Source organism: Methylophilus rhizosphaerae, assembly GCF_900100975.1.
Taxonomy (GTDB): domain Bacteria; phylum Pseudomonadota; class Gammaproteobacteria; order Burkholderiales; family Methylophilaceae; genus Methylophilus; species Methylophilus rhizosphaerae.
This window is the reverse complement of record NZ_FNFX01000004.1, coordinates 334,101-358,887: the sequence shown is the minus strand read 5'-3', so window position 1 is coordinate 358,887 and position 24,787 is coordinate 334,101. Positions and strand designations below refer to the sequence as shown.

The 24,787-nt window shown below is 50.2% G+C and carries 21 protein-coding genes; 9 read left to right on the top strand and 12 right to left on the bottom strand.

The features are described from left to right. Positions 1-10: 10 nt before the first annotated feature. Positions 11-2,062, top strand: a complete 2,052-nt coding sequence (gene recG / locus BLP53_RS11185; protein ID WP_091472242.1) for an ATP-dependent DNA helicase RecG — start codon at positions 11-13, stop codon at positions 2,060-2,062. Between the two features lies 1 nt (position 2,063). On the opposite strand, the gene BLP53_RS11180 is transcribed toward recG, so the two are convergent. Together BLP53_RS11180 and BLP53_RS11175 are read right to left on the bottom strand one after the other, a co-directional pair. Continuing rightward, positions 2,064-4,094 carry a putative bifunctional diguanylate cyclase/phosphodiesterase gene (locus BLP53_RS11180; protein WP_245652813.1) on the bottom strand — a complete coding sequence of 677 codons (2,031 nt, stop codon included), beginning with the start codon at positions 4,092-4,094 and terminating at the stop codon, positions 2,064-2,066. 233 nt (positions 4,095-4,327) lie between these two features. Next, a complete protein-coding gene (locus tag BLP53_RS11175; RefSeq protein ID WP_091472241.1) occupies positions 4,328-5,227 on the bottom strand; it encodes a LysR family transcriptional regulator in 900 nt (299 codons plus the stop codon). Between the two features lie 109 nt (positions 5,228-5,336). Here BLP53_RS11175 and BLP53_RS11170 point away from each other — a divergent pair, with 109 nt between their 5' ends. The 5 genes from BLP53_RS11170 to BLP53_RS11165 all read left to right on the top strand — a co-directional run bounded on the left by BLP53_RS11170 (position 5,337) and on the right by BLP53_RS11165 (position 8,182). Then, positions 5,337-6,197, top strand: a complete 861-nt coding sequence (locus BLP53_RS11170; RefSeq protein ID WP_091472375.1) for a pirin family protein — start codon at positions 5,337-5,339, stop codon at positions 6,195-6,197. A gap of 35 nt (positions 6,198-6,232) precedes the next feature. Then, complete coding sequence (locus BLP53_RS13945; protein WP_143001371.1) at positions 6,233-6,430, top strand: DUF2218 domain-containing protein; 198 nt, start codon at positions 6,233-6,235, stop codon at positions 6,428-6,430. Between the two features lie 17 nt (positions 6,431-6,447). Then, complete coding sequence (locus tag BLP53_RS13695; protein WP_176755278.1) at positions 6,448-6,606, top strand: hypothetical protein; 159 nt, start codon at positions 6,448-6,450, stop codon at positions 6,604-6,606. Between the two features lie 211 nt (positions 6,607-6,817). Continuing rightward, positions 6,818-6,973: a hypothetical protein gene (locus tag BLP53_RS13690; protein WP_176755277.1), complete on the top strand. Its 156-nt coding sequence runs from the start codon at positions 6,818-6,820 to the stop codon at positions 6,971-6,973. An 84-nt stretch (positions 6,974-7,057) separates the two neighbouring features. After that, positions 7,058-8,182 (top strand): catalase family protein, encoded by a 1,125-nt coding sequence (locus BLP53_RS11165; protein WP_091472374.1) that lies wholly within the window; start codon positions 7,058-7,060, stop codon positions 8,180-8,182. A 30-nt stretch (positions 8,183-8,212) separates the two neighbouring features. Here BLP53_RS11165 and BLP53_RS11160 read toward each other — a convergent pair whose 3' ends face one another. From BLP53_RS11160 to BLP53_RS11135, 6 genes are read right to left on the bottom strand one after another with little or no spacing between them, the layout of a single operon-like run. Next, entirely contained in the window at positions 8,213-9,178 is a 966-nt protein-coding gene (locus BLP53_RS11160; RefSeq protein WP_091472240.1) for a vWA domain-containing protein, read from the bottom strand. Continuing rightward, positions 9,175-9,738 carry a hypothetical protein gene (locus tag BLP53_RS11155; RefSeq protein ID WP_091472239.1) on the bottom strand — a complete coding sequence of 188 codons (564 nt, stop codon included), beginning with the start codon at positions 9,736-9,738 and terminating at the stop codon, positions 9,175-9,177. The genes BLP53_RS11160 and BLP53_RS11155 overlap by 4 nt, the downstream gene beginning before the upstream one ends. Beyond that, positions 9,735-10,700 (bottom strand): vWA domain-containing protein, encoded by a 966-nt coding sequence (locus BLP53_RS11150; protein ID WP_091472238.1) that lies wholly within the window; start codon positions 10,698-10,700, stop codon positions 9,735-9,737. The genes BLP53_RS11155 and BLP53_RS11150 overlap by 4 nt, the downstream gene beginning before the upstream one ends. Beyond that, positions 10,697-11,674, bottom strand: a complete 978-nt coding sequence (locus BLP53_RS11145) for a hypothetical protein (RefSeq protein WP_091472237.1) — start codon at positions 11,672-11,674, stop codon at positions 10,697-10,699. The genes BLP53_RS11150 and BLP53_RS11145 overlap by 4 nt, the downstream gene beginning before the upstream one ends. Before the next feature lie 31 nt (positions 11,675-11,705). Beyond that, complete coding sequence (locus BLP53_RS11140) at positions 11,706-12,632, bottom strand: DUF58 domain-containing protein (RefSeq protein WP_091472373.1); 927 nt, start codon at positions 12,630-12,632, stop codon at positions 11,706-11,708. Positions 12,633-12,644: 12 nt separating this feature from the next. After that, the gene (locus tag BLP53_RS11135) at positions 12,645-13,694 is read right to left on the bottom strand and encodes an AAA family ATPase (protein ID WP_091472236.1); all 1,050 of its coding nucleotides are present in this window, start codon (positions 13,692-13,694) and stop codon (positions 12,645-12,647) included. A 192-nt stretch (positions 13,695-13,886) separates the two neighbouring features. Here BLP53_RS11135 and pdxR point away from each other — a divergent pair, with 192 nt between their 5' ends. The 3 genes from pdxR (at position 13,887) to BLP53_RS11120 (ending at position 18,172) form a co-directional block, all read left to right on the top strand. After that, positions 13,887-15,350, top strand: coding sequence for a MocR-like pyridoxine biosynthesis transcription factor PdxR (pdxR, locus tag BLP53_RS11130; RefSeq protein ID WP_091472235.1), 1,464 nt, complete (start codon positions 13,887-13,889; stop codon positions 15,348-15,350). Between the two features lie 222 nt (positions 15,351-15,572). Continuing rightward, entirely contained in the window at positions 15,573-17,660 is a 2,088-nt protein-coding gene (locus tag BLP53_RS11125; protein WP_091472234.1) for a sensor domain-containing protein, read from the top strand. 149 nt (positions 17,661-17,809) lie between these two features. Then, entirely contained in the window at positions 17,810-18,172 is a 363-nt protein-coding gene (locus tag BLP53_RS11120; RefSeq protein ID WP_143001370.1) for a hypothetical protein, read from the top strand. A gap of 83 nt (positions 18,173-18,255) precedes the next feature. Here BLP53_RS11120 and BLP53_RS11115 read toward each other — a convergent pair whose 3' ends face one another. The 4 genes from BLP53_RS11115 to BLP53_RS11100 form a co-directional block, all read right to left on the bottom strand. Continuing rightward, on the bottom strand, positions 18,256-18,567 hold the full coding sequence (locus BLP53_RS11115) for a thioredoxin family protein (RefSeq protein ID WP_091472232.1): 312 nt from the start codon (positions 18,565-18,567) through the stop codon (positions 18,256-18,258). 15 nt (positions 18,568-18,582) lie between these two features. Continuing rightward, complete coding sequence (locus BLP53_RS11110; protein WP_091472231.1) at positions 18,583-21,717, bottom strand: type I restriction endonuclease subunit R; 3,135 nt, start codon at positions 21,715-21,717, stop codon at positions 18,583-18,585. A 204-nt stretch (positions 21,718-21,921) separates the two neighbouring features. After that, positions 21,922-23,580 carry an RNA-binding domain-containing protein gene (locus BLP53_RS11105; RefSeq protein WP_091472230.1) on the bottom strand — a complete coding sequence of 553 codons (1,659 nt, stop codon included), beginning with the start codon at positions 23,578-23,580 and terminating at the stop codon, positions 21,922-21,924. Further along, entirely contained in the window at positions 23,577-24,779 is a 1,203-nt protein-coding gene (locus tag BLP53_RS11100) for a restriction endonuclease subunit S (protein ID WP_091472229.1), read from the bottom strand. Before BLP53_RS11100 ends, BLP53_RS11105 begins: the two co-directional genes overlap by 4 nt. Positions 24,780-24,787: the final 8 nt, after the last annotated feature.

The following is a 24,787-nucleotide window of genomic DNA, read 5'->3' as shown; positions in this document are numbered from 1 at the left end:
AGTCGCCGACATGCGCCCTTTGAGCGAACTTCGCGGATTCACCCCGGCCCTGTGCAGCCAGTTGGCAAAGCTGGGCATACACTCGCCACAGGCTTTATTACTGCATTTGCCACTGCGCTACCTGGATGAAACCCAGATCACGCCCATCCGCGATTTACGGCTGGGTGAACAAGCCCAGATTGAAGGCGTGGTTGTCCACCATGAAGTCAGTTACAAACCGCGCAAAATGCTGAATGTGCGGGTGCAGGATGCCTCCGGCATCATCAACCTGCGCTTCCTGCATTTTTACCCCAGCCAGATTGCGGCCATGCAAACCGGCACCCGCCTGCGCGTGTTTGGGGAAGTGCGCCCCGGATTTTTCGGCTACGAAATGGTGCACCCGCAACAGCGCAAAGTCACTGAAGACACGCCAGTCAATACCGCACTCACACCTGTTTACCCAACCACCGCGGGCTTAAGCCAGAATAACATCCGCAAAGCCGTGAACCTGGTGCTGACGCCTGACCATTTGCAGGAAACCTTGCCTGGCTGGGTTTATGCCTCGTTACAGCTACCCGACTTCGCCAGCAGCCTGCGCCTGTTGCACCAGCCTGACCCGGACGTAGCCTTGCCTGCCCTGGAAGACCGCAGCCATCCCGCCTGGCAACGCCTGGCGTATGACGAGTTACTGGCACAGCAATTATCCATGCGCCAGCACTATGCGCGACGCAAACAGGCACGCGCGCCCGCCACGCCACCCTCGCAAGCACTGGCCGCCAGGCTGCTGGGCAATCTGCCGTTTGCATTAACAGCCGCGCAGCAGAAAGTCGTGGCTGAAATCAGCCACGACCTGCAGCAGCCTCACCCCATGCAGCGCTTGTTACTCGGCGATGTCGGCAGTGGAAAAACCATTGTGGCCTGCCTGGCAGCCCTGCAGATGATAGAACACGGCTGGCAGGTTGCCATGATGGCGCCGACTGAAATCCTGGCCGAACAGCATTACAAAAAACTCAGCGGCTGGCTGCAACCGCTGGGCATAGATATCGCCTGGCTGACCGGCGGCCAGAACAAAAAGGAACGTAGGCAATCACTATCACGTATTGCCAGTGGTGAAGCCATGCTGGCAGTAGGGACGCATGCCTTGTTTCAGGAGGAGGTAGTATTTCACAAACTGGGCCTGGCGGTTGTGGACGAACAGCATCGTTTCGGGGTCGAACAACGGCTGGCCTTGCGTAAAAAAGGCCAGTTGACCAGCCTGGAACCGCACCAACTCATGATGTCGGCCACGCCCATTCCACGTACCCTGTCCATGAGTTATTACGCCGACCTGGATGTGTCGGTCATTGATGAATTACCGCCTGGCCGCACCCCCGTGGCCACCAAACTGGTCGCGGATGACAGGCGTGAAGAAATCCTGGAGCGGGTACGTGACGCCTGCGCCCAGGGCCACCAGGCTTACTGGGTATGCCCGCTGATCGAGGAATCGGAAACCCTGCAATTGCAAACGGCCAACGACACTTATGCCTACATGCAAGCGGCTTTCCCGGAATTGCAGGTCGGGCTGGTGCATGGCCGCATGAAAGCGGCAGAGAAACAGGCCGTGATGCAGGCGTTTGCCGCCAATGACATCCAGTTACTGGTCGCAACCACAGTCATTGAGGTGGGTGTCGATGTGCCGAATGCCAGTTTAATGGTGATTGAGCATGCCGAACGCATGGGCCTGAGCCAGCTGCACCAGTTGCGCGGACGCGTGGGGCGCGGCGCGGCCAAAAGTACCTGCATCCTGCTCTATAGCAAACAGCAATGCTCACAGCTGGGCCGCGCGCGCCTGAAGGTGATTTACGAGAGCAGCGATGGCTTCCAGATTGCGCAGGCTGACCTGCATATCCGTGGGCCGGGTGAATTGCTCGGCACACGCCAGAGCGGCGTGCCCATGCTCAAAATCGCCGACCTGGAACGTGATAGTGCATTATTGCTGCAAGCCAAACAGGTCGCCGACCAGTTATTGCGGCGGGAACCAGCCGCCATAAAAGCACATTTGCAGCGCTGGCTCAGCCAGGGTGAAGAATGGATGAAAGTTTAACTCAGGTCGCAGCTGGTTTTGGTCTGGGCCTGGATCTAGACCTGCTGGGCCGGGATTTGGCTTTAGGCTGCCCTGGGCTGGCCACCGGCTCACCTGCTGCTGACGGCACCAGTTGCCGGGTTTGCAATCCGGCTTCAAGCGCATGCAAGGGCAATGGTTTGCTGAACAAATACCCCTGGAAACGATAACAGCCCATGCGCTGTAACAGGGTTTTCTGCTGCTGCATTTCAACCCCTTCGGCAATCACGCTGTGTCCCAGGTTTTTTGCCATATTGATGATGGTTTCCACGATGAAACTGTCATAGGTATTGTGCAAGATATCCTTGATAAAGCTTTTATCAATTTTCAGTTCATCCAGCGGTAAACGCTTCAATACCGATAATGAAGACTGGCCGGTCCCAAAATCATCGAGGGAGAACGTCATGCCCAGCGACTTCAGGGCCTGGATTTTGCCGATAATTTCTTCCACATTTTTTACGATCAGGCTTTCGGTCAGTTCCAGCCGCAACAAGCGCGGATCACAGCCACTTTGCAAAACGGTTTCCGTGACCATCTGCACAAAGTCCGGTTGATTGAACTGCACGGCACTGACATTGACCGACAGTTTCAGCGTACTGGTCATTGGCGTGGCGGCCCATGTCTTGAGTTGCTGGCAGGCCTGCATCAGCACCCATTGCCCGATGGGGACAATCTGGCCACTTTCTTCGGCAATCGGGATAAACTGGTCTGGCGGAATCATGCCCAGTAGCGGGTGTTGCCAGCGCAGCAGCACTTCCGCCCCTATGGGCTGGTGGGCCTCGTCCACCTGTACCTGGAAATGCAGCAGCAACTGGTTACCCTGCAAGGCAAAGGCCAGGTCGTTCTCCAGCGTCGCCCGCCTCTCAATCGCCGGATGCAGCACTTCATCGTATAACTGTATGCCGTTCAGGCTATCCGACTTTTTGGCTTCGTACATGGCGATATCCGCCCGCCGCAATACTTCGGCTTCTGTGTACCGATCGCCGTGAAACAGGCAGATCCCGATACTGGTCGTGGTGCAGTAACGGGTGTTGCTCAGCTGGAACGGTTCGGTAAACACTGCCATCATTTTTTCAGCCGCCACCTGGGCAGCCCTGACGGCTTCCGCCTTGTCGCTGCCCAGTTCATCCAGTACTGCAATAAATTCATCGCCACCGGTACGGGCTATGGTGTCGTTTTTGCGCAAACATTGCAGCAGGCGTTCGGCCACCTGCTGCAACAGCTCATCGCCAGCCTGATGGCCTTTGCTGTCATTCAGGCCTTTAAAATTATTCAGGTCCAGCGACAGTACCGCGCCATATCCCTGGTGGCGTGCGCAGCGTGCGAACGCCTGTTGTAACCGGTCAGTCAGCAAGCGGCGATTGGGCAGCTTGGTTAAAAAGTCATAATAGGCCAGCTGGTGGACTTTCTGATTGTCGAGATTGGCCGCAATCCGCAAGCGGATATTTTCGCGCAAACTCCGGGCTAACCCATGACCGGTCACACTGACATACGCGACATAGACTATAAACAGCACCGCTAGTGCGACGGACACCGAAGTACCCTGCGTGAGGAAACGCGGAACGATAAACAGCATGATGCCGCCGGTGAACAGATTGGTGGTCAGGCTATCCACAGAATAAATAATGATACCGGCACCTGACACGCCGGCCAGCGCAAAAATCAGGAACGCCTGGTTGGCAGGTTCCGCGGCCGGGAACAGCAAGGCCCCGGCCAGGCCCCAGGTGAAGCCGCAAAACGCGGCACTGGCACGAAACCATTGCAGCCACTGCCGGCTATGCAATTCGGGTTGCGGATCCTGGGAATAGAGGTAGGTAAGGTAATAACGGCTGCCGTAAGCCAGCAGAAAAACCACGGTCCAGAGCACGAGAATGACGCGGTCGATAAACGCATATTGCGCCAGCAATAACGCAAACATGGTCACGATGGCAGCCATCAATGACCTGCGGTTATTGGCATAGAGCATTTCCACAATTTCTGCGTTCAATGCCACGGATTCCGATGCAGTACTCAACGCGTATGCCCTTATATTGTTTATACAATATTCAATGGTGATTCGGGGTTAACCCTTTAAGGAATATCTTGCACCAAAAAAGCAGAAAAGCACATGGCTTAACGCCATTTTACGCATGCTTGACCAAATAAATGTATTTTTTCAGCAATGTCATCGTTTTGTACCATCCGCTGATGCCATCCCGCGCTTCATGCCGAACAGGCAGGGCTTTACGCTGTCATGCCATTCCCCGTTCAGGCCACCGTTTCCCTCAGTTGTGGTTTTAATTCATCCAGTGCTAGGTCAATAAAGGCACGTAACTTGGGCGGCATAAACCGCTGCTGCGGGTATACCAGGTGGACGGCATCTGCATGCCCCTGCCAGGCAGGTAACACCTTGACCAATCGGTCACGTACCTGCGGCGACTGGCAAATAAACGTGGGCAACAAGGCAATGCCCTGTCCGTTTTCCGCCATGGCCCTGACTACACCGATACTATTCACCAGTGTATGGCCGCTCAGCGGAACCCGCATCTCAGTCTGCCCCTGCCGCAACACCCATTGCTCCCGGCCCATGGGGCTGAATTGCACACAGGGATGCACATGCAAATCAGCAGGCGTCGCCAATGAGGGCGCATGTTGCAGATAGGCCGCACTGGCAAATAATGCCCAGTGAATGGTGCCCAGTGATTTTGCCACCAGGCTGGAATCGCGCAGTTCCCCCATGCGGATCGCCACATCCACCCCTTCTGCCACCAGGTCAACGTAACGGTCGGTCAATACCATTTCAACTGCCAGCGCCGGAAACGTGGCCTGCACACGCCTGACCAAGCCCGCCAGCAAAAGATCACCCATATCCGCCGGCGCTGTCACTTTCAGTTTACCGGCAGGCAATTGCCTGGCCTCATCCAGTGCGGCTTCCGCCTGCAGCAAATAGTCCAGCCCCGGTGCCGCCTGTTCGTAATACAAGGTACCGGCCTCGGTTAAATGCAGGCGGCGTGTGGTGCGCTGCAACAAGGTGACACCCAGCCGCTGTTCCAGCCTTGCCACACGCGTACTGATGGTAGAAGTAGGTACTCCCAATTGCCGGGCCGCCGCACTGAAGCTACCCGCTTGCACCACTTTGACGAACACTGCTGTTTCGTTGAAATCCATTATTGTTCAATTAAATAAAAAGTGATTTCACATTTAACCATCTAGTGTCATGAAAGTCACCCGGATATAGTGGGAGCCATCGCAACATCATATGCACGAGGAGCGCATCATGAAAAAACTGGCTTTTATCAAACGCAGCAACGGCAACCACTGGGTAGGTGACGGCTTTCCGGTGCAGAGCATTTTTTCCTATCGTGATATTGCAGAAGAAATGTCGCCCTTCCTGCTGATGGATTATGCCGGCCCTGCCCGTTTCGAGCCGACCACACAGCGCCGTGGCGTGGGGCAGCACCCGCACCGTGGCTTTGAAACCGTGACCATTGTCTATGACGGCCAGGTATCCCACCACGACTCCACCAATACCGGCGGCACGATTGGCCCGGGTGACGTGCAGTGGATGACGGCAGGGGCAGGCATTATCCATGAGGAATATCATGGCGATGACTATGCCCGCACCGGTGGCCCGTTCGAAATGATCCAGTTGTGGGTCAACCTGCCAGCCAGGGACAAAATGACCAAACCCGGTTACCAGGGCATTACCAAAGCCGAAATTCCCGAAGTGGTATTGCCCGATGCAGCAGGGAGAGTACGGGTAATTGCCGGTGAATACGCCGGGCAAACGGGCCCCGCCAAGACATTCAGCCCGATGAATGTGTGGGATGTGCGCCTGAACGCCGGGACACGCACCACCTTCCATTTGCCAGAAGGTCACACCACCGCCATTTTTGTGCTGCATGGCGCGGTGAAAACCGGCAGCGTGCACACTATCCGGCCATCCGAACTGGCGGTGATGCAGCGCGAAGGGTCTGAGCTGGTATTACAGGCGCAGCAGGACACCGTGTTGCTGTTACTGAATGGTGAGCCGCTGAACGAGCCGGTGGTAGGTCACGGTCCATTTGTCATGAATACCTGGCAAGAAATTGACCAGGCGATTAATGACTACAACCTGGGACGGTTTGCGACACCATAAGGAATATTCAGCAAACGCTATCAAGAGGCCATTTCATGGCCTCTTTTTTCTATATGCGTACGCTGCCGGCCTGCCACTCTTCTGAAACGCCCCATCGACACCAGGCAGTTGCCACCCAGGAACCAAGTCGCTATTTAGGGGGTCTATGTAATCATTTCCGTCGTAAAATTAATGTGGAGTACAATGACTTGCAGGGCCTGACTCACTTCCCCCTGGGGGGATTGCGTACTTAAGGCACAAGCAGGTGCACTTGGATTTGAATGCCCTGCATGCCATGTCGGATGAAAACCTAAAGCAATTGCAATATGTGCTCAATGAACATATTGCCCTGTTTCCCCGGCGGGCGGCCATGACTGTGATCTGGCAGGCACCGAGTGCTACCTTGGGCCTAGTTACTTTGGCCTGGTGAATTCAGGGATTCAGCCTGACATCGAAGCGATAAAGCAATTCCTACAGGGCAATAAGGAAAAATCCTATAAAGTAAATTTTTATTAAGGCGTAATCTGGCATTGTCTTGTTTGGAACTGAGTGCTGAATTCATTCCATCACAGACAACTACGGCAGCCGAGCGCTGCCGTTTCTGCTCAACGCTTTTATAACCCTTTCAAAGGAGGTCTCACATGCCACGTGGTGCCAGTCCAAAACGCGAACATGAATACGAACACCTCAAGGACAAATTCCAGCAGGAACACCGCTACCCGGGGAGGGAAGAAGAAGTAGCGGCCCGTATTGTCAACAAGCAAAGAAAGCAGGCCGGAGAAACCAAAAACCACTAAACACCCCCTGCGTCTGGCGTTTAGCTGATCCTGGATCATGAGCAACCCGGGCTTGCCACAAGCCCGATGAAAGTGAGGATATCTATGCAACAACCTGCACATAGTGGAACCTCGCCACTCAAATACCATCCCGCCTATGAGGTGCTGGATGAGAACAGGGTCAAACGCGACGAAAACCTGCAGGAGACCTTGCGGAAAATCTCCGAGACCACTTACCGCCAATCCACCTTTACCACGCGCAGCGTACATGGCAAAAGCCACGGGTTGATTTATGCCGAGATGGATATCTACGCCGACCTGCCAGAAAACCTGGCACAGGGCATCTTCAAACAGGCCAGGAAACTGCCCCTGGTCATGCGCTTTTCCACCGTGCCGGGAGATATCCTCAAAGACAAAGCCTGCACGCCCCGCAGCCTGGCGATCAAAATCATAGGTGTGGAAGGGGAACGGCTCAGCGGCAGTGAAGAAGCCACCACCCAGGATTTCCTGTTTGTGAATGGCTCCAGTTTCCTGTCTTGCAGCGTACAGCAATTCTTATCCAACCTGAAATCCCTCTCCTCCACCGCGGACAGCACCTCCGAGTTCAGGCAATTCCTGTCCAGAATCCTGCAGGCCACTTCAAAGCTGATTGAGTCGCTTAGCGGTTACCAGGCCATCATCAAGACGCCTGACCACCCCGCACAAGGGTCAACAGAAACGCATCTCCTGGGGGAAACCTATTTCAGCCAGGACCCGGCCCTCTATGGTGATTTCATGGCCAAGTTTGCGCTAGTACCGGTTGCACCGGCACTGATCGCGCTCACCAACAAACCGATAGACCTGACGTTCGCAGCGGACAGTTTGCGGAAATCGGTGGTGGATTTTTTTATCTCGCATACCGCCGAATGGGAGTTACGGGTACAGCTCTGCACCGATATTGACCAAATGCCGATTGAAGATGCTTCCGTGATCTGGTCACCTGACCTGTCGCCCTATATTCCCGTGGCCAGAATCACGGCCAAACCGCAAATCGCCTGGAGTCCTTACCGCTCGCACATCGTGGATGAAGGCATGATGTTCTCCCCCTGGCACGGCATCCAGTCCCACCGCCCGCTGGGCTCAGTCATGCGCCTGCGGAAAATGACCTATGAATTGTCCAGAAAGCAGCGCAGCGCCCCCGAAGAACCGAAGGCGTGCGAACCTACCAATCTGGATGATTTATGTGAATAAACCGGTGAGCACACATCCTGCCCGCTGCGGTCAGGCAGCCTGACGCATACGCCACCGTCTTGACCAGATATCCGGCAGGTAAGTGGCAATCACCATCAGTGCGGCCAGTGTCAGGAATATCCATTTGACTGAATAGCGGGTGACAAATCTGGCCACCGGTGCCTGCGATTGTACAAACTCGTAAAATGCCGGCTCATCTTTACCTGCGATATACTGGCCTTTGATTTCGGTCGCCAGTTCTTTCAGATGCTCGACATCCTGACTGGATAAATAACGGTCAAATTCGGCATACGCGACTGGTGGGTCCGGGTCATCCTTACTGGCATCGTTATAATTCACACCGCCCCCCGCACTTTCCGCGGCCGCATCCGTCCCCCAATAACCGACAAACTGGTTATTGGCGTTAAAGCGTTTGATCGGCGAAGGCTCGGTGCCACCCACGCCGACAAAGATCACATGTTTGCCTATGCGCACATCAGTGATATCAAGCTTGTTAATACCGTTGGCTTTCGGCGCTTCATCGCCATCGGTGAAGAACAGCATTTGCGCCGGAATATTCAGGTAATCAAATGTCGCCTCAGCCGCCTTCACGCCAAACGTCATGCGGCTGTTGCCACTCCAGGCCATCCGCCATTCCAGGTGGTTGATACTGTCATTGATAATGTCGAAGTTAGCGCACACTTCCAGCGGCATAAACAGCAGAGCCACGTTTTCCGCAGCAAACACGCCGACGCTGACATACGTGCCGCACGGCGAAGTTTTCACGACCTGCTGCATCAGATGCTGGGTATACGCCAGCCGGCTGGCCGGCTTGTTGTCGATTTTCATGTCTTCCGCATTCATGCTTTGCGACACATCGGCCAGCAGCAAATAATTATGCACATTCTGCTTGAGTTGAATATCCGGTTTTACCAGCGCCAGCAGCAGGAATATCGCCGCGCCCGTCAGCAAAACGGTCTCGTAGTTATTTTTTAATACATTCACTATCGCGTTCATGGCAATCCCTGTGGCAAATTGCTGATTTCCATGCCGGAAGGGTCCTGCGGCACGGTTTTAATATGTTTGGGGATGACGCCATGCAACAGACTCAAATTGAATTTGGCAGCCTGGTTAGCAGGGTCAAGTTTAAGCGCCTGCTCGTAAGCCGTCCTTGCCTGCAGATAATCAAATTTGGCCTGCTCCTGCAGTGCACCATCGGGTTCAACCATCCGTTGCAACCCGGCGTGGAACAGGTGGTTACCAATATTGAAATGAATCTGCGATTTCAGATGCTGGTCAGGTTCAAACACCTGTTCATCATGCTTTTTAGGCGCTTCCAGCAACTGGCTGAAATTTTGTACGGCATGCTTGTAGTTATCGGTTTTGCCTTGCTGGTAGGCATCGGCAAACTTCTGGTGAAATGGGAATGCATCACCTTCCAGCACTTCACCGCGTTGCAATGTAGCATTGGCCGTAGCGATTTTGTTTACCTGGTAGCCTTCATAACCGCTGCCCAGTACGCCGACGATAAGCAGCGCTCCCAGCACCTGGTTTTTGCGCGTTAAATGGTTTTTCATTCATACACCCTCAAATTTTTAATGCCCAGCAGTAACAGCGCCAATACCAGTGCAATGATCATAAACACCCTGGAATAGTCATAGCCGGCAATGGTCTCGTAATATTTAATGGCTTTTTTCTCGCGTGAATCAATGTCGTTAATGGCCGACTGCAGGCTTTCTGAATCATCCGCTTCATAGGCCTTGTATTTCAGCCCCAGTGACTGGAAATACTTATGCAGCACAATTGAATTGGGCGTGCGGCCTTCTTCGTATTCCTCTTTGGAGAAAATGCTTGCTTCGCCCGGTTCACGCAACATGATCCAGTAGATGCCCAGCTTGCGGCTCTTGAGGCGTTCGCTCAGCAGGTATTTCACGCGTGGACTTAATTTGCCTGCGCCATCCGATAGCAAAATCACCGCTCTTGAGCCCGAACTCTGGATATTGTCGAACAGGCCAACGGCTTCAGTGAGCCCTGCCCCGATATTGGTCTGGTTGAGTGAGGGGCTGGTCGCTGCCACAATCGCGGCATGAATCGCATCGCGGTTGGTGGTAATTTTGATGCCATATAGCGCCGAGTTGGTGAACCCGACCACGCCCATCATGTCATTCGGGCGTGAATCAATAAACCTGGTAATAATGCGCCGCGCCGCCGCGGACTTAATCTCGGCTACATGCCCGGAACTATCACCGGCAAACGGGTGGTCCATGCTGACACTGCGGTCTATCACCATCACCGTCTGCGCACCCTTGCCTGCCCTTTGCACTTGCTCATCCGAGCCCCTGGGGGCGGCGAGTGCAATGACGATACTCAGCAAAAGTAATGCGGTAATGATTTTCACAGCTAGATTCAGCCGGTCAGACAAGGCATCTTCCGGCATGATCTCCAGCCAGCTATAGAACTTGCCCTGGTGCCCTTTCAGCCAGAATGGCAGCAGCGTGATGGGCAATAAGGCAAATGCCCATGGATTCAGGATCATCATGCAACGCCCCGCTCACAATCGCGCAATTGCTTGCTGAACTGCACCAGTTGTGCAATCACCTGGCTGCTATCGCGGCCTTTAACGTCATACAGCGATTGGTTGGATGCCTCAAAGAATTGCGTGATTTCCTGCTGTAACCCTTTAAAGCCAGGACGCAAGGTCACAAAGTCCTGCACATCCCGCGCAAAAATATTCGCGCCGTAATGCTGGTTAAATGCCTGGTGCAAATACACCAATGCCTTTTTCTCTTCAGCAGCGGTTTTGGGCCTGGAGGACTTGGCCAGGCGCTTCAGTTGCCGATGCGCCCGCGCAAATGCGCCGCCCATAAACGGTAACCAGTGACCATCGGCATTGATATATAACAGGGCCAGCAGGCTGGCGACCGCAATGGCCAGAAACGCAGCCAGTAATTGCTGGTCATGACGGCTATCAATCAATGGCGTCCTGGCTTCAGGCAGGAGATTCTTTTTGGCCGTGAGTGTGCCGCCAGTCACCAGCGGTGAAAACCAGAAGCCCCAGGCCGGTATCTCCAGCGTGGCATTGCCGGCAGCATCGCTCAACGCCAGTGTTTCTGCCGGCAAATGCAGCACGGCAGGATATGTGCTGTTCGCAAATACCTGGTAGCGTAATTGCAAAATATAATGGGCCTGTTTGGCATGTGTTTCACTTTGCAAACTCACATCCACCAGCTCAATGCCTTCATGCTTGCTGCCTTTTTTAGGCAAGGCATTTTCCGCAAGCTTGTAGGATTCTGGTGCATCGACAATGACCGTTCTGGTCAGGACATCCCCAATATGCACACCAATAGGTGACGCTGGATTGCTCACTTTTAATGCTGGTTGAACAACGGCCTTTTCAGCGATTGGTGCGGCTTCCTCAGCCGTTGCAGTAGCCACCGCCAACAGCAGACAGGTAGCCAGCAACAGGCTTTGCAACGCCCTGGGGGCTGCTATATTTGAAATTCGTTTTAACATGATGGTCTATTTCGCGTATTTAAATGGATGGTCACATCGTCTGTTCAAAATAATGCGTCATGATGTCTGGCTTGTAGTCGCCGTGCATAAACAGCGCCGGGCTATCAAAGCGCCAGAATAAGGCCTCCAGCGCATGGCGGCGTTCATTAAAGGCCGCCACGAATTTGGCTTTGACTTCAGCACGGAAAAACAGCGTACGGTTACGGCCGTTTTCCAGGTCTATCATGGTGCCAAATCCGAACTTGGGCAGTTTTTTGTATTCCTCATCGTCCCATAGCACAATCGGTACAACTTGATGGGCCGACATCGCCATCAGCGTTTTTTCGATCACATTCAGTGGTATGTGGAAGTCGGAAATCCAGAACACCAGCCCACGCGTCTGCCCGAGAAAATTGGGCACATCGGGCATGCCATCGGCACCCACCTGCATTTGCTGGTAATCATGCAGCAAGCCAATCGCTTCTTTGCTTTGATGCAGATTACGGCTCAACGGCAAGGTGTAGTCTTCGAGCACCTGCTGGTTGTAACCAATAAAGCCGAACAAATCACCGGCACGGTGGGCCGAATTGGCGACCGCGATGGCAATTTCAATCGCTTTATCCAGCTTGCGCTGGCGACCCCTGAACTGCATGGAGCTGGATAGATCACACACGGCATAGATAGGCGTGGTGCTGTCCTGGTTGAACTGCCGCACCTGCACCTGTTCGAACGGGTCGCGTATGGTCTGCCGTAAATCCATGCGCCTGGCATCCGGGTAATCCGCCAGGTTGACGTTGCCACGGTAATCAAAGCCGATACCGCGTTGCGTACCTGGGTGATCGCCCAACTGGATACTGTCGGATTTCCAGCCAATCACATACTCAAAGGGCAATGCATAGCTGGACTCATCCTGTTCGCGCGCATGTTTGACGGCTTTATTGCCCGTTTTTTGCCCAAACCTCTTAGTCATTGAAAGCAGCATGATGAATCACTAAGCGACTTTGCTGAATGACAAACTGGGCACAGCCACGGTACGGATAATGTTATCGGTCAGTTCACGTGCCAGTGCTGTCCTGCGGTTTTCATAAGCAGAATTAAATACCAGGCGGTGTGAAATCACCTCGTGGAACACGGCATGGATATCTTCCGGATATAGGCTGTCACGGCCATTCAGCCAGGCATTCACACGCGCCGCTTTCATCAGCATGCCCATGCCGCGCGGGCTGGCACCGGTCTGTATCAGGCGGCTGATATCCACACTCTCCATGGTCACGCCAAATTTTTCAGGGTGCTGCGTCGCATCCCACAAATCCATGGTGTACTCCTCCAGCACATCGCTGGACTGGATATGGTTTTGCAGCTGGTCAGAAAACGCGTTCAACTGGTCAAATTTCAGGATGCTGCTATCCACCTGTTGCGTGAGCTTCTCCGCATGCTGGAATTTGGTATTGAACACCAGCGACTTTTTCAGCTCACGGTCTGAAGGAATCTCAATCGGGATCTCCATCATGAAACGGTCACGCGCTGCCGAGGGGATTTCAAACGTCTCGTTCTTTTCCACCTGGTTACGGTCAGCAAACACAATCATGTGCGGCATGCGGTATTCTTTTTTGAACGCGCTGATATGGCGCTCGGCCATCACGCGCAACATCAAGGCGTGCACCTGTGGCCGGGCACGGTTGATTTCGTTAAAGAAAAATACGGACAACTCTTCACCGGCACGCAGCAACGGGCCTTCATCAATTTGCGGCCTGCCATCCGGGCCCAGGAACGTGTGGTAAATCAGGTCGTTCGGCATCAAATCCACCGTGCCTTCGATACGCTCATACGCACCGCCGATACCCCGTGCGATCGATTGCAACAACGTGGTTTTACCCACGCCCACACCCCCATCCAGTAACACATGACCACGGGCAAAAATCGCAATGTTCATCAGGCGAATGGCTTTGCTCTGGCCCACAATTACCTGGTTCACTTGTTTTTCAAGTTCCAGTGCATGCTGACGCCAATCTGTCAGTTGAATATCTAATGGAGGTGACATGAAAGATTCCTTTATCAAGATGTTTCAAAAATGTAACAGAATGTAACTAGTCCACAATCCTCCAGTTTTGAGAACATTGCTGGTCCAGTTAATAATGCGTTATAGTGAGATATTGGTAGTCCAGAATTATCGAAAAGAAAAGGGAATTTTTCCCGCTGTGAGTGACTGGCTTTGAATGAGGAAAGTTGAAAAATGCTACGTTCGTGGAGCCTGAATCTAACGATTATCGACACTTCCGGCCTGCCGGTTTACCTGCAAATCGCCCAGCAGATCATGGAAGAGATCCAGCGCGGCCGCCTGGCGCCCTCCACCGCCATGCCGGGTACACGAGAGCTGGCAGAAAAACTCAAAGTGAATCGCAAAACAGTCATCCTCGCCTATGATGAATTAATCGCCCAGGGCTGGCTGGTCTCCGAGCAAAGGCGTGGCTCGTTTGTCTCGGCCAACCTGCCCAACTTCAATGCACAACCGCAAACCGCAAAAACCAGCAAACAACCCGCCAATGTGGTGGAAGGGCCGACGCACCCCCTATTGAATTATCAGTCGCCAGAAGCGGGTGTGATTGATTTTAATGATGGCATCCCCGATTCGCGGCTGATTCCGTTCAATATCCTGTCACGCGCATTCCGCCATGCGCTGGTCGGTTCCAGCAAAGGCAACCAGCTAGGTTACGGCGACCCGCGTGGCACGCTGGCACTCAGGCAATCAATTGCCACCATGCTCAATATGGAAAGAGGCCTGAGTGTGGATATAGCCCAGATTTGTATCGCACGTGGTAGCCAAATGGGCATTTTCCTGGCGGCCCGCGTACTCACACGGCCCAATGATTTTATCGTGGTGGAACAATTGAGTTACCCAGCCGCCAAAGAAGCTTTCAGGTCCTGTGGGGCCAATATCCTTACCGTGGGCCAGGACAAGCATGGCATTGATGTGGTCGCGCTGGAAAAGCTGTGCAAGCAATACTCTATCCGCGCCATTTATGTCACGCCGCACCACCAGTTTCCCACCACTGTGATCATGACCGCCGAACGGCGGTTAAAACTGCTGATGCTGGCCGAACAGTATGACTTTACAATCGTCGAGGATGATTACGACCACGAGTTCCACTTCTCACATCACCCGGTGTTTCCACTGGCCAGTACCAACCACGGCGGCCGCGTCATCTATGTCGGCTCACTTTCCAAAGTGCTCGCTCCCGGCTTGCGGGTAGGTTACCTGGTGGCGACACCCGGCCTGATAGACCGCTGTGCCAAAGAAGTCATGCTGATAGACCGGCAAGGCAACTCGATCACCGAACTGGCCGTGGCCGAACTGATGCATTCCGGCGAAATCAAACGCCATATCCGCCGAACCTTCAAAGTCTATAACGAGCGCAGAAACCTGCTGATTGCACTGATTAAAAAAGAGCTCAAGGAATATGTCACTTTTGACGCACCAGATGGCGGGTTGGCGATCTGGCTACGTTTGAGAGAAGGCTACGATGTAGAAAAAGTCGCCACAGAAGCCTTAAAACATAAAGTGCGCATTCTGCCCGGCACGCTGTTTTCAGAATCGCAGCAAAGCGTGCATGCGATCCGCCTGGGATTTGGCAGCCTGACCACGGTAGAGCTGGAAAAAGGTGTGTTGGCGTTAAAGGCGGCTTTTGCCGGCCATTAAATAGCCTGGCAGAAAATCGGTACAAATCCGCTGGATAACAATGGGGAATCTCGGGTCCAACAAGATCCGATCAATGAACTTATAATAGCTTCCACTTAATGATTGGTTACACTAGCGCAATGATATTTAAGAAAAATTAAATATTACCGAAATTAATTATTCAGAGTGCCGCTTATTTTTGTGGAAAGAGAAGCAGATCACTACCAGATATTCATCCATGTTATGAAAAATACCAAAAACCAGCGTATTGAAAATAATCCGTATATCCAGACATTGATTGATAATTTCCCTTTTATGGTCTGGCTTAAGGATGCTGACAGCCGGATCCTGGTAGCGAATACGGCCTATGCCAACATGGTGGGGGTTGCTTCCAGTGCTGAACTGATTGGCAAGACAGACTTTGATTTTTTCCCCGCCGAGTTAGCCCAGGAATATGTTGATGGTGATAAAAAAGCCATGCTGAGTACCTCACCGAGCCCGGTCGTTGTCCCCATCAAGAACGCGGAAGGCGAGTATTACTGGATAGAGTCTTATAAATCTGCGCTGACTGTAGACGGCCAGGTAGTCGGCTCCCTGGGGTATGCGAGGGATATTACCGAGAGTATCCAGAAAGAAAACGAATACCGATCGATTGTAGAAAACTCGCCGAACTGTATCGCCAAGTACAACCGTGACTGCAAGCGCATCTTTCTTAATCATGCCAATTCATCCTTTTATGAAGTGGATGCCAGTGAGCTGATGGGCAAAACGCCCTCGGAATATCCTGGCGGCACCTCGGCCATCGCCCTTGAGCAGAGCATCCGCGAGGTGTTCCTGCACGGCGAGAATCAGCATGCCGTCTTAAAGGTGACCACCCGCCATGGCAAGCACAAAATCATGCACACGGTATTGACGCCTGAATTTAACGCCGTCAACGAAGTCAAAACCGTGATCGCCGTTGGGCAGGATGTGACGCAGTCCTATGAAAACCTGGACCGCATCCACCACCTGGCTTATTTTGACTCCATTACCAAGCTGCACAACCGCATCTCATTGCTGGACGTACTGGAGCAATGCATCAAGAAATCCCGCCAGTCGGCGTTTTCATTTGCGTTTCTGATGCTTGACCTGGATGGCTTTAAAGCCGTCAATGATCTGCTCGGCCACGCGGAAGGCGACTTGCTGCTGCACGAAACGGCCAGGCGCATTGAATGCGCTGTGCGCCCCACGGATACCGTGGCCCGCCTGGGCGGTGACGAATTTGCCATCGTACTTGCCGGCGTGCAAGATTCAAAACATGCGGTAACCGTCGCAAAGAAAGTACTTGAGTCCATCAAGCAGCCGGTGCTGATCCATGGCACGGAACTGTTTATTTCGGCCAGTATTGGCATCGTGATGTGCCCTGACCATAGCAGTGATGTCAGCGATATTATGAAATATTCGGATATCGCCATGTACAAGGCCAAGAGGCAAGGCCGCAACAACTACCAATTCTATTCCTCCGATTTATCGCAAACCACGATTGAACGTATCGACATTGAACGCTCATTGCGCAGGGCGCTAAAGAATGATGAATTTCTGCTGCATTACCAGCCGCAGATTAACCTGGAGGCAGACCGGATTGTGGGCGTAGAGGCCCTCCTGCGATGGAACCGCAATCATTGCGAAATGATTCCACCTGACCGGTTTATCAGCATTGCGGAAGACTCGGGATGCATCGTCGAAATGGGTGAATGGGTCCTGCTAACCGCCTTTAAAGATGCTGTCCAATGGAATAGCGGTCGCGAACACCCCATCACCGTTGCCATCAATCTGTCCAGCCGCCAGTTTATCCACAACAACCTGTTTGCCTCCATCAAGCGCCTGATTAAAAAAACCGGCTGCAATCCGGCATGGATTACCCTGGAAATTACCGAAAGCCTGCTGCTGAACGACAGCGCCCATATCCGGAATACTTTGAAAAACCTGGACAAAATGGGCTTCAGAATCTCCCTGGATGATTTCGGCACCGGCTATTCCGCACTCAGTTATCTAAACAAATTCCCAGTGAGTGAAATCAAAATTGACCAATCCTTTGTGCAAGGCATCGCCAGCAATAATGATCACCGCTTGCTGGTGCAGGCCATTATCTCCATGGCAAAAAGCCTGAATAAAGAACTGGTCGCGGAAGGCGTGGAGACCGCTGCCCAAGCCAAATATTTACTCGGTTACGACTGCAAGGTGGTACAAGGCTATCTGTTCAGCAAACCCAAACCGTTTGATGACATTGACCTGCAAGCCGCATGGACATCCGCCCTACAGGAAAATAAATCCATTTCGCCTAAACAATAGTGCGTTTTAGCACCCGAACATTCAATCAGCCATATAAATAAAGGGCATTCTCCTTTTAGTTCAACGCATTAAACCAACCTGCACTCGCTTATCATCGGACAGCCCATTCAATTTATCGGTGAACCGCTATGAATCTGAACCAGATCGGTATGCTAAGTAAACTCGCGCAGTCCAGCCTTGAATCCGGCACGACCAAAAAGACACTCCCAGACCAGGAAACTTCCACCACAACCAGCAACACTCCGTCGAGCAAAACCTACCTCACGGAATCCGCCAAGCAGCCTAAACTGAGCGACCCCTATCAGGAGCTGGAAAACTTTATGAAGATGTCCGATGCCGAAAAAATGCAGTACCTCTGGCTGAAAAAACACGGCATCTCCCAGGAAGAGTTCGATGCCATGAGCGGGGAAGACAAACAGAAACTCATGGAACAAATGCAAGCGGAAATCAAGCAGCAGATGCAAAAGGCAGCGGAGTCACCTGATAAAACGGCTATTGATATTGCTGGGTAGCTGGTTCGTTTTTTATGCACACCTCTATATTTTAAGGTACTACTATAGATAGTGATCACCAACTTATCATTCTAGTCAAGCGGCTAAGTCTCTGTAATCATCTGTAATCCCAACTTCAATTCACCTGAGTCAATTTCCCTGACCAAGCGTTTGAGTTCGATGCCGTCTCTCATAAAAATCAGCGTAGGCCATAATTTCACCTGAAACGATCTGCCCAACCTGCGGCCTTTACCATCTTCAATTTTAATGTGACGGAGATTTGGGAAATGAGCCAGTTCAGACGTAATGGTAGGTTGCGCTGCCTTGCAGTAGGCGCACCAACTGGCACCAAACTCCAGCAGGGTGGCACCTGTGAGGTTATCGACGTCTTCTCGGGTGGGTTCTGGATTTTCCATCTGAATCTAACCTGATCAAACCTTGCCACCCACGCCTTTGAACTTCTCAACGAAAGCGGCAATTTTTTGGAACACACTTTGTTTTTTAGTTAAATATTGTGGGTTCAGTGGACTCATTTTAGGAAGCAGTTCATTGAGTTCAGTGCCATTCTCGCTCGCATACTCGCGTTTTAACGATGCAGCGATATAACGCTTAGCAGCTTCGGTATTCAGATTTTCGTCGTTAATTAATGCTTCCGCCTCGCGTTGCTGCTCCGCCTGTGCATAGGTGAAAAAGGCTTCAATAATGCTGGTTTTATCTAGTATCTTGTCCAAGTCTGTTTGATTAATAAAGTCTACCAGCAAACTTTCTTTGGCGCGGTTACCAAGGCTGGCTCTAATTAAACGGCGGACTTCCTCAACCAAGGAGGCTTTATCTTTGCGCTTTTTATTGTGTTCAAAAATTAATTCCAGAATGTAATCCAGATTAATTTCTTGCGACTTGAGTAAATCCACTTCAAACACCACATCATCCCAATCAATGGTGGATTTGTCTTGGTCATTGGCTTCTTTTTCGCGGCGAAGCCAATCGCGAATATCGTTATAGGTTGAACGATAATCCTGGATAACTCGCTCGCCGGGCATTTTAATTGTCTGCATCTCTGCTAACTCGGCATCGCTCAAATAGTGCTTGGCTTTAAATGCCTCTACTGCTGCAGCGTCAGTGATATCTAAACTTTGTAGTGCTTTTAAACCTGCAAATTCATCATAGTTTTGCAATACATTTTCAGCACGTAAATATTCGCCAAATAATTTGGCAAAGTCTTTTTTATCTTTTTCTTTAACAATCTCATCGGGATTAGGAAACCGCTGTTGTAACTCAGCGACCACATCCAAATAGCCTCGCCGTGCTTCACCTGTAACCACATCGGTGAAACCTTCCATGTATTCTTTGTAACTCTTCTCCAACACCACGTTTTTGGTATTGTTGTCGCCAAACATGGTAATTGCATCAATCGTGGCTTTTTCCAAGTCTCTAAAAGTGACGATATTGCCAAATGTTTTGGTAGCATCATAAATACGATTAGTGCGCGAATAAGCCTGCATTAATCCGTGATAACGCAGATTTTTATCCACAAACAGCGTATTTAAAGTAGGCGCATCAAAACCGGTTAAAAACATACCCACCACAATGAGCAAATCTACAGTTTCCTCTGCTTTCAGCTTAACCCCGCTACTACCCTCACCTTTGACACGCATCGCAAGGTCACGGTAATAGTTTTGAAACTCTTTGCTATCCACGCCAAAGTTAGTCTTAAACATGGCGTTGTAATCAGCAATCGCTGCGCTTAAAAACTCCTTTGCACTGCTATTCATCGCAGAAACATCAAAACTTTCATCCGCAATATCACCTACGGCATCTTGCTCCTCATTGGCGGCAAACGAAAAAATAGTCGCAATTCTCAGAGGTCTTGCGCTATCACTTTGCAATTTTTTGAGTGACTCGTAATAAAACTTGGCCGCATCCACACTGCTTACAGCAAACATGGCGTTAAAGCCTTTGCCATTGGCGTTCAAGCGATGCGTTTTTTGCCTGAAGTTATTTAAAATATATTCTGACACCTCGCGAATGCGGTCTGGATGCAACAGCTTTTGCTTGTTTTCAGCAGCCGTGAGCCTTTCTTCATCCAGTTCAGACTCCAGCGCCTTAAACTGTGGGCGCACGTCGTTGTAATCCACCTTAAACTTCAGCACTTTTTCATCGCGAATAGCATCGGTAATGACATAAGAATGCAACTCTCGCCCAAACACGCTGGCAGTGGTTTCCGCCCCCAAAGCGTTGTCAGGGAAAATCGGCGTACCGGTAAACCCAAACTGGTAATACTTTTTAAATTTCCTTCTCAGGTTTTTTTGTGCCTCACCAAACTGGCTACGGTGGCACTCATCAAAAATAAACACCACTTGCTGGTTGTAGATAGGCAAATCGCCTTCACCTTTAATAAGGTTGTTAAGCTTCTGAATCGTGGTCACGATGATTTTATTGTCATCTTTTTCCAGATTACGCTTTAAACCCGCAGTGCTGTCTGACCCATTCACGCTATCTGGTGAAAAGCGCTGATACTCCTTCATGGTTTGGTAATCAAGGTCTTTGCGGTCCACTACAAAAAACACCTTGTCGATGAAAGGCAACTCCGTTGCCAAACGTGCCGCTTTAAAACTCGTCAGCGTTTTACCTGAGCCTGTGGTATGCCAAACAAAACCGCCGCCATCAATGTTGCTCCACTGTTTGGTTTGGTAAGCACTATTAATTTTCCATAAGATGCGCTCGGTCGCCGCAATTTGATAAGGGCGCATCACTAGCAAAGTGTCGCTTACATCAAACACCGAGTAAGTCAGCAACACATTAAGCAAAGTGTTCTTTTGAAAAAACGTGGCAGTAAAGTCTTTGAGGTCTTTAATCAACAGGTTGTCCGACTTCGCCCAGTTCATGGTGAAGTCAAAACTGTTTTTATCGCGCTTGGTGGTGTTGGCAAAATAACGGCTGTCTGTGCCGTTTGAAATGATAAAAATCTGCAAATACTTAAACAGCGAATTTTCAGTATTAAAGCTCTCTTTGCTGTAGCGATGTACCTGGTTAAACGCCTCGCGTATCGCCACACCGCGCTTTTTAAGCTCCACTTGCACCAGCGGCAAGCCATTCACCAGCACAGTCACATCATAGCGATTCGCATGTGTTCCCTTTTGCTCAAACTGCCGAATCACCTGCACTTTGTTACGGGCAATATTCTTTTTATCCAACAGGTAAATGTTCTGGATACGCCCATCATCAAACACAAAATCATAAATGTGGTGATCGTGAATTTTGCGGGTTTTATCGACAATGCTATCGCTAGGCTTATCTAAATAAACCTCAACAAAGCGCAACCACTCGCCCTCTAAAAATAGCACATTGTTCAAGGCTTGCAACTGCAGACGAATATTCGCCAGCATTTTCTCGTGCGTACTTAAATCACGCAGATACTCATAACCCTGATTTTCAAGGTCAGCAATAAACTCACGCTCCAAATCGTATTCGCTCTGATAAAACTGATTGGCCTGTATAGCCTTGGTATATTTATCCAGAACAATAAAATGATTGGACTCTGCGATAGGTGTTGTATATGTGGTCATAATTAGTTAATCCACGAAATCTTTTCTTCACTCTTTCTGCAAAGTTTGTCATTTAATTTTTGCAGAAAATAATAACCCTTTGTTTTAATTATATTTTTAATATTTTCTTTTCTGTATTCTTTCTGCATTACCTATCAATTTACTAATATGCAGAAAGGTTTAATATATTTTCTTAATGCAGTTTAAACAAAGTTACTTCCACAATTAGCCTGCAATCCTCCACACTGGTTGACTTCTCGTACCAATATTAACAATACGTTTGTTGCGTCTTAATTTTGTAAGTAAATTTCCTATTTTGTCTTGTTTTTGCTGATCACTCAGCGCCTCGCTCAACTTAGCTATTAGCAACTTATTAATCTCGGTTCGATCTGCACGACCAAACTTTGCCAAGTAATCTGTTAGCAGCTTCGCATAAAACTCATCATCCTGTGCACGTGTGCGTATGTAATCCGCTTTACTAGCAGTAGCATTGGCAACCATGGCAGATACATGAAAGTTTGGTTTACGCCCCTCAATTAACCCTGATCTACGCAATCGAGCTGCAGCTTCATCTGGTATAGGAAATTTTTTCTGCACGCGATCAAGTGCCAATATATCTACCAATGGCAAATCCGTTTTTTGAATCAATAAACGACTGTAGGCCGGGTCAACTACACCACCATACAATATCATCTTAACCTCACTAGGGTGGCTAAGATCATAATCAGGCAAAGGAAAATAACGCTGCACTTGGCTGCGATAAATTAAATGAATGCCATAACCCATGGTATCAATCATATTCAACTCGGCCATGGCCTGAGTTAAGAATGGGTTACGATAGCGACGTGGCGTTTTATCACCTTCAATATACTCATCTGGTTGACCTTCGAAGAAACTACCCTCATTTTCAAAAATCAACTGATCGGGTTGCTCAGTCACAACCACACGGCCATTCCTTGTGTAATCTTGGTGGGCAATACAATTATGTAAAGCCTCTAATACTGTTTGCTGGTTGTACTTAGAAACTTCAACTGGAATCAGTTCATCTTGCGGCAAAATACGAAGCTGGATGTTCCGAATACGCTGATAAAGCCGTGTTGTATTGAGTAAAAAAGGTGGCCCAAAATGTTCATAAGCACGCTCCTGCCCCTCCAATTTCCAAGTCAGCTGTGCTGGGTGTGGCAATAATAAATAAGCAGATTCAGCCTTACCTAATAACAAAACCGCAGTACGCGTAATTTGCCCGTTTTGAGTAAGTCGTGCGCGATCCAAAAATGCAGTTAACGGCCAATTCATCACCTCATCAGCGGCAAATCTGTTGGCATATTTTTGAGCAAAAGACTCACGTGCCCGTCTAACCGCCTCCTCATCTAAATCTGTGAGTGATGCGCCTGCAATTACTTGAGCAGACCAGTCTTGCTGCAAGGTTTGCTGACGCATTTCATCAAGTTTATCCAAGCCCAATGAAGTGCGACTTTCACCAGCGCGGGCATAGTAGTGCCCCTTCCACGCAATGGGAATGCCGCGCGGCGCGGCAGGGATTTCAAACAAAACCACGCGGCCATTTGGATGATTTAGCACATGAATTTCACGCATGTTAATGCTTGGCTCAGTGGCTTGAGCGATCTGATTTTTTAAACCATTCAGCCGTTCGGGTTCCATGCGGTAATCGCTGCCTACCACGCCACGAGTTTTGTTATTAATACCAAACACCAGCCAAGCGCGGTCCATGCCACGCAAGTTTGCCTCATTGCTTAATGCAGAGAAATACTCGCCGATTTTATCGGTATCGTAATCATTGCCTGCTTGCTTAAACTCCACCACCTCGTTTTCCCAAGTGGCGATCAATTGCTCTAGTAAATTATTTAACTCTACTGGGGTCATACTGACACCTCCTCAGCTTTGGGAAAGCTCAAAAGCAACTCACGGTAATACTCATATTGTTGGTGGCGCAAGACAATTTCACGCGGCAAGCCTTCTGTGAGTGAATTGGTTAAGGCATCGAACTTATCCAAAATATCGACAATGCTGGCTTGCTCTTCTTGAGATGGAACGGGTATTAGAATTTTAGCCAAATCATCAGCATTAACACGTCTAACTTTCGTGCCAGTAATAAATGGTCTTTTTTGCCTCTGAAAATGCTCTGTTTGAAAAAAGTAAGATACGTATTTTGGATTCAACTTATGTCTGTAAATACAAGCATCACTACTGACTGCGATCTGCTCAGTCCCAAGCCAAGCCACCGCTTTACATACATCCTCATCGTTTTCGCTTGTTGTAGCTATCACTAAATCACCAGATTTAGCTTTACGCGCTTTCTCAAAAAAGGCTTGTGAAATATAGGTTTTAGTCTTGTCTGCATAAGTACCATAGTACGTATAGATTTGACCATAATGGATACAGCCAACACCTGAGTCTGTAAAATCTTTCTTTTGCAAACCTCCACCGCGAATAAACTCACCAACACTCTCATGTCCTAGGGGCTTCCACTCAATCTCACTATTTTCAAAACTCAATAACTGGTCTCGATAGTAGTTATATTGTTTTTTTCTCGCTGTGAGCTCCGCTGTGAGCTCCGCTGTGAGCTCCGCTGTGAGCTCCGTGAAATTGTCCAAAATTCGGACAATTTCAGTTTGGATTTCTAACGATTTTTCTGGGGAATCTGGGCAGGGAATAGGAATTAGTATTTTCTCAACTACTGTTTTTGACAAGCGCGGAATACTCGCTCGACGAACCTGAGCTAAAATCTGGGTCTGTTGCGTTAATAAAAAGTAATATAAGAACTTACTTTTAATATGCTTTGGTGTTGAGAAAAAATAGACATCATCTGCCGCCCAAAAATCTACATCACTGTAACCAATGTCACCTGCTGCACCAGCGCTGATAATAAAAGTCGTGTCAGATTTGACGTTGCTTTCGTGATAATAACCAAGTGGTGTCATGCAATTTTGATAAACAGCATAATTACCAGATTCTTGTAATTGGCTTTTAACAAGCCGTTTTCCACGTTGAGGTTTAACCACCTGCCCCAATGCTCCCCACTCCACCTCAATGGCTTTAAGCAACTCCAAAATATTACTCATCTGCGGCT